Source organism: Actinomadura litoris (genome assembly GCF_009733595.1).
GTDB classification, from domain to species: Bacteria; Actinomycetota; Actinomycetes; order Streptosporangiales; family Streptosporangiaceae; genus Spirillospora; species Spirillospora litoris.
In genome coordinates this window covers 245925-251924 of record NZ_WOFH01000014.1, presented here as the reverse complement: position 1 = coordinate 251924, position 6000 = coordinate 245925, and the positions used below count along the sequence as shown (strand labels likewise).

General features: G+C 66.8%; 2 protein-coding genes and 1 pseudogene. 1 reads left to right on the top strand and 2 read right to left on the bottom strand.

Annotated features, from left to right (window positions below; genetic code table 11):
• Positions 1–181: 181 nt before the first annotated feature.
• Together GNZ18_RS43395 and GNZ18_RS33680 are read right to left on the bottom strand one after the other, a co-directional pair.
• Positions 182–574 (bottom strand): annotated as a pseudogene (locus tag GNZ18_RS43395) (IS5 family transposase); the annotation flags it as partial.
• A gap of 169 nt (positions 575–743) precedes the next feature.
• Positions 744–4406 carry an NACHT domain-containing protein gene (locus tag GNZ18_RS33680; RefSeq protein ID WP_156220680.1) on the bottom strand — a complete coding sequence of 1221 codons (3663 nt, stop codon included), beginning with the start codon at positions 4404–4406 and terminating at the stop codon, positions 744–746.
• A 116-nt stretch (positions 4407–4522) separates the two neighbouring features.
• Here GNZ18_RS33680 and GNZ18_RS33675 point away from each other — a divergent pair, with 116 nt between their 5' ends.
• Positions 4523–4756 (top strand): hypothetical protein, encoded by a 234-nt coding sequence (locus GNZ18_RS33675; RefSeq protein WP_156220679.1) that lies wholly within the window; start codon positions 4523–4525, stop codon positions 4754–4756.
• The last annotated feature ends 1244 nt before the right edge of the window (positions 4757–6000 follow it).

Genomic DNA, 6000 nt, shown 5'->3' with positions numbered 1-6000 from the left:
GCCGCCTCAAGCAATGGCGCGGCATCGCCACCCGCTACGACAAACTCGCCCGCAACTACCGCGCAGCGATCGTCCTGGTCACAGCCCTGCTCTGGATCAACACATGATCCACCGGACAGAACCTAGCGCTTCGCCTGCCAGGCCGCCTCCTCCAGCACGGCCAACAGCGCCGCCCAGTCCGGTCCGGCCTGATTCGTCCCCGTCCCGTCCCCCTTTTCCAGAGGGGCGGCGGGCCGTGCGGGGCGCCGGCCGCGTGCTGGTGCGCCCGCGCGATCGTGGAGTCGACCGACACCCGCCAGTCGATGTCGGCGGCGGCGTCGGCCTGGGCGCGCACCGCCTCCAGCAGCCGGTCCCAGGTCCCATCCGCCGACCACCGCCGGAACCGCTTGTAGACGGTGATCCACTCGCCGAACTCCGGCGGCAGATCACGCCAGGGCACCCCGGTCCGCACCCGATGACAGATCCCATTGATCACCTGCCGATGATCAGACCACCGGCCGCCCCGCCCGCCCGTCGGCGGAAGCAGCGGCGCCAGCCGTTCCCACTCGGCATCGGTCAAGTCACCACGACCCATCAACCCACAGTGACCCAACCAACGCCCACCGACAGCCGATCCAAGAAGCACGCCCTAGGTGCTCCCCGCGCACGCGGGGGTGGTCCCGGCCTGTTCACCGCTTCCTCACCCTCGCTGCCACCATCATCTGCTACAAGAAACTCACTCAACTAATAACATAAGACACCCTCTAAGGGAGGATATCGCCGCCCGCCTTACCATCATTGTTCGCAACCGCATTGCCTGGCGTTGTCACTCGGTAGGGGCATTTGCAGGACGGGCCGCTTATCGGGCAAAGCCCGCAGGTTTCGGCGTCGGGGTCGACCAGGGTCGCCCACGCCAGCAGGGACCGGAGGCGGGCGCGTGCGGACGAGGGAAGATCGTCGTCATCCAGTGCTTGGCGGAGCGCAGCGACGGCCTGTTCGCGCTGGCCCGTTTCCACAAGTCGGGAAAGGGCCCTCAGCTGATCCGGAACCGCCGTGGACAGTTCGGTGAGCCGCTCGCACCAGATCCGCGCCGCTGTGGTCAAGGCTCCCGCGGTGGCGAGACGATCCGCCGCCGCCAGGCGATTCCCGACCGGCGCGGAGCATGCGTCGAGGACCGAGAGAACATCCTCCGCTGCCTGGATGCCTCGCGCCTTCATCAGCGCCTCGACGGCCTCTCCCAGGTCGCTCTGCCGGATACTGACATCACCGAGCGCTTGCAAAGCCTGGTTTGCCGCGGCCTCGTAGTGCCGGAGATCCGAAAGCTTGCTCGCCAAGTCGGCACGGTACGCCGGAGGCAGACCTGGACGTTGCTCGACCGTGGACAGGACTTCGGCCAAGGCATCAGGGTTGGCGGCGGAGAGCCAGACCTCGGCGGCGGCGCCCACATCGATGTTGTCGGCGCCCGGATCGATGATGACGTCACGGGCCATTCGAATTGCCAGATCTTTGTGTCCCGCTTTGTTGACCGCTCTGGCGATGAGGAAGCCTGCCCACGGATCAAACGCCGGGCGTTGCCGCAGCAGGTCGAGCATGGTGTCGAGCGCGGAGTCTCCAGCCGAGGTGAGCCAGACCGTGAAGGCTCTGCCCACATACGAGCCACCGGCCTGGGGATCAGTAAGGATCTCCCGGGCAAGACGAATCGCCAGCTCGGTGTTCCCCACCTCGGCCGACGCCTCCGCCAGTTCGCAGAAGGAAGCCGGTCCTGCGGCGTGGTGGCGGCGGACCAGGGCGAGGACGTCCTCCAAGGGGTGGTTCCCGATGGCGGTCACCCAGACCTCGGCGGCATCGCCCAAATCCGTCGCGCCGGTCATGGGATCGGCCAGGACGTCACGGATGATGGGGACCGCCCGATCGGTATGTCCGAAGTTCGCGAGCTCCTTGGCGATCAGAACCCGTTGTGCCGTAGAGCGACGCCCGGAAGGCGATTTCGCGGCGTCGGCTATCTTCTGAGCGAGGGCGGCCGAGCCGTCTTCGTTGAGGAGGAGCTTGGCGGCAGTCCTGAGCTCGAAGTTGTCCGCGGTGGGGTCGGCCAGGACCGCCAAGGCTGTCTCCGCGGCGTGGGGGTGCTCGCCGATCTCCGCCAGCTTCTCCGCCGCCTCAATTCTCCACTCCGCTTTGGCGTGCGGGTCGTGTGCGACGCCGAGCAGTAGGGACCGCGCGAGATCGGCGCGGTCCGACGCGAGCTTGAGCAGGTTCTCGGCGATGAGTACCCGCTCTCGTGGCTGCCTAGGCGTTTCGGCCAAGGCTGTGAGTGAGGCCAGGGCCCGCTCGGTATCGGCGACGAGGCCCAAGGCCGCTGCGGCGTGGATGCGGGTCGGCGTCGGCAACTCGCCCCGGGCGGTCAGCTCGTTGAGGCGGGACGCGGCCTGGGAGTTCTCCTTAAGGCTGGAGAGGACCTCGAAGACGGACTCGGCATCCTTGACCGCCGGCGGAGGGTAGTTCAGCTCGTATTCCGGCGCGTTGCCGAGGGCGAGGTCGATGAGTCGGTCTACGACTTCTGCCGAGTCCTCGCCGGAGACCGTACTGCTTTCGGCTAAAAGCCGTCCGGCGAGCAGTACGCACTCTGGGTTGCCTTGCAGTAGCCGTCGCAGGACCAGGCCGATCTCGTTGCCGGGGCGGCGTCCCCAGAGCACGAAGGTGAGAAGGACGAAGGTACGCTGAGCCTCCTCAAGGCCGCGCTGGATCCAGTCGTCGAGGTCGGGGAACACTGGCGGGATGTCCGCGGCCTTCACCCGGGCGGCAAGGAATTCGGCGAAGGTGTGGTGCAGGAAACGCAGGCCGGTGCCTTCCCGTACGAACACCCCTGTGTTGCCCAGGAGCTGGATGAGGTCTTCCTCCCAGCCCGGCGGAAGGCCCATGTCCTGCGGCTTGTGCTCGCGCACCCACGCGCACGCGGCGTCGTTCAACGGGATCTCCGTGTCCAGCCGCTCGCCGGCCAGAACCTCGATGATGGTGACGCGGCGGGCGTGGACCCACTCGGCGAACTGGAGCCGGGCCGGATCGCGGAAACGGCGCAACTCGGTCACGGTCTCGCGGCGGTGGGCTTCGTCGTCGGTGACCAGATACTCGAAAAACCGCTCGTACAGGTCGACCCTGTTGGTGGGCAACGACCGGTCGGGGTCCTTGGTGTAGACGAGGGCCGCGATGGTGGCGAGGAGGGGATTGCGAACAAGGTCGCGGAGCCGGCGGTCCTCGACCTGGCGGAGGAAGTCCGCTGTGTGATGCTCGGCGGTGATGGAGTCCTGGGCCGCGAACCAGGCGGCGGCGAACAGTCGCAGGTCATCGTGCTTGAACGGTTCCAGGTGGCATTCCGCGACGTTTCCGGCCCGCAGGGGCGTGAGTTCCTCGTCGGGCAGCGGACGGGTTGTGATGATGAACCGGTAGTCCTCACCTGTCCGTGCGTGTCTGGCGATCGCACGGATGATCGCCGAGCGAGTGGTCCGGTCGAGGATCTCGTCGAGACCGTCGATGACGATCAGCCACGGCGCGCCCTGTGTTCTCCCGCTGAACTGGTGCGGGCTGGGATCCACGACCGGCAACGGACCCAGCGTCCGCCGGGCGGCCTCTGCCAGCACTGAGCTCCAGCCCTTGGCGTCCTCCGCTGCCACGGTCCGGGCCGGGATCCGCAGGGGCACGACCGGTTGCGCCAGCGGGGGATCGTGCGGGGGGTCCAGGCGTAGCCAGATTCGTGCCAGGGACAGGGTGAGGTGATGGCCGAGCGTCGACTTGCCGGCGCCGGGCTCGCCAGTGACCAGCAGGTGTGTGCTGCCATTCAGCGCGTCCGCAACGGAGAGGGTGGTGTCGGTCCCGGTGGCGTCGGTGCGCGGCCTGTCGTCGGCAGGGTCGGGTCGAGCCTCCTGCCGTTCACGTCCCTTCCCGGTCTCGCCGTTGGCTGGGCCGCTGTCAGGACGGAGCCGCTGACGGACATACAGCCGCGAAAGCGGGAGCTGCTCGATGCCCCGCAGCCAGTAGGGAAGCTGGTCGACCGCCTCGATCAGCCCTTCAAGCAGGTTCCGCAGGGCCGAATCAGGCTGTGGGATCTCCAGCCAGGATTTCAGCTGCGGCTGTTTCTCCCTCGCCTTGGCCTCGGCGGCCCTTTCCCATGCCTCTTTCGCCCTCCACCAGATCGGGTCGGCCTCGGCCGGGTCGCGGGCCAACAGGCGGAGCCACCCCTGTAGCACCTCCGGCTTAGGCAACTTCGTGGCGCCGGTGACGCCATAGACCATGTTCTTGTCCAAGCCGTTCCGCACAACGAACTCGTTGATTGACTGGCCGGATCCGTTGATGACCTGCTTGAACCATGCCGCCAACTCAGCCAGAGCCGGATCGGGATCGTGTCCACGTCCCGCGGGCCGTCCACCAGGCATCCGTCCTCCAGCCGCAAACCGGCAGTTTCTGGGGGTTTCTCAATGGTAGCGGGAAACGGCTCGCCCGAGCGATGGTCGTGACACAGCGGTTGCGGAACAACCCGAAAGGACAACTCATGGGCGCGGAGATCATGACCTTCCTGTTGGCCATCGCCCTGCCGGTGGCGGGGATCGTCAAGGCATGGATCGGCTACCGCAGGGTCGTCGCCATCGAACAATGGCGGACCCTGCGTCTCGAGGCGGCCCTGCGTTCGGTCGATACCGAGCACCGCGCCAACGTGATCACCGCGTGCGCTCGGGTCGAGGCGACGGCGGTGGCGCGGTGTGCGGACTCACAGCGACGACCTTGAAGGTATTCGAGGTCGATTTTTCAGGGGACGTGGAAGCTCACGATGTGCCGGATACACACCGTAGTTCGCAACGTCCACAGCGAAAAGCAGGTCATCGGATTCGGCGCGACGAGCGGCCTGTCCCGCGCACGCGGGGATGGTCCCTGGCAGTCCGGCTTCGGGGTCTTGTACGTCGGGTGCTCCCCGCGCACGCGGGGATGGTCCTGTGCCCGGATCATGCCTGTACCCGAGGTTCCGTGCTCCCCGCGCACCGCGGGGATGGTTCGGGCCATTCCTCGCCAAAATTATTTCGGTGTTCGTGCTCCCCGCTCGAACCACTCGCTATTCCCGACCCGGTACACGGCGGACTGCTCGTGCAGCATCCGTTCACGGAGCGGCCTATGCAGAACCTGAACCACATCGCTCATGCGCAGGGGCGGCGCAGAGACCCGGGAACCGAGGTGCTTGGTGGTTCTGATTTTGACCAGGTTCCGTTGCGAACGAAGTACACGATCGGCGAGTGCGAACCTCGCCGAACCTGATCGAGGTTCACCTTGGTTCCGCCTGGCCCGGCCAGCCCCGGTCTGAAGGGACGTGGTGAAAGCATCGCCGATCAGCGCAGGGTGCCGAGTGCCTGCGGACGCTCCCCGCCGATGTACAACGGATGTACGAGGATGCGGCAGAGACAGTCCTGAGCACGCACCGTCCGGACGCTGGTGTCGGAGCGTAGCCCCTGTCAGCAGTGGGTAGTCTACGTGTAGCACAGCGTGCTAGCCCGGAGGAGGACACAATCCGCTTATCGGCTTCTCGCTCGTGGGCGACCTGGGTTTTCGCAGGTCAGTACAGCCCTTGGACGTTGTGACCTCGAAAAGCGGAAGCTCATCGAACGACGATCCGGGGTCTGCGACACCGAGGTTCACGGCGGCCGCGAGACCGGCTGACAACGGCGCTGACGACGGCATTGCTAGGGTGCCCGCCAGGACCGCTCCAGACCAGCCCGCCAGGGAGCCGACCGACGCTAGATCGACAGCCTGGGCCGACCGACCCCACGAAAGCGAGGCCGCGAGGCTCGCGGGCACCCTGGGTCTGAGTCGCGGGGCAGCGCGGCTAAAGGAGCCGAGAAATGTTCGCCGGAAAAGGGCCGCTTGGGCAGCCGCTCTGAAACCCTCGCGCGGGCAACAGCGTGACTCCAGCCAGCTCGATAGATTGGGCGGCTCACTGCACGACGCCATTCCTCCCCATCCCGGAACTCATTCGAGTACCCG

Coding starts and splice junctions, on each gene's coding strand:
- GNZ18_RS33680 (WP_156220680.1), bottom strand. CDS start 4,406: ATGCCTGGTGGACGGCCCGCGGGACGTGGACACGATCCCGATCCGGCT.
- GNZ18_RS33675 (WP_156220679.1), top strand. CDS start 4,523: ATGGGCGCGGAGATCATGACCTTCCTGTTGGCCATCGCCCTGCCGGTG.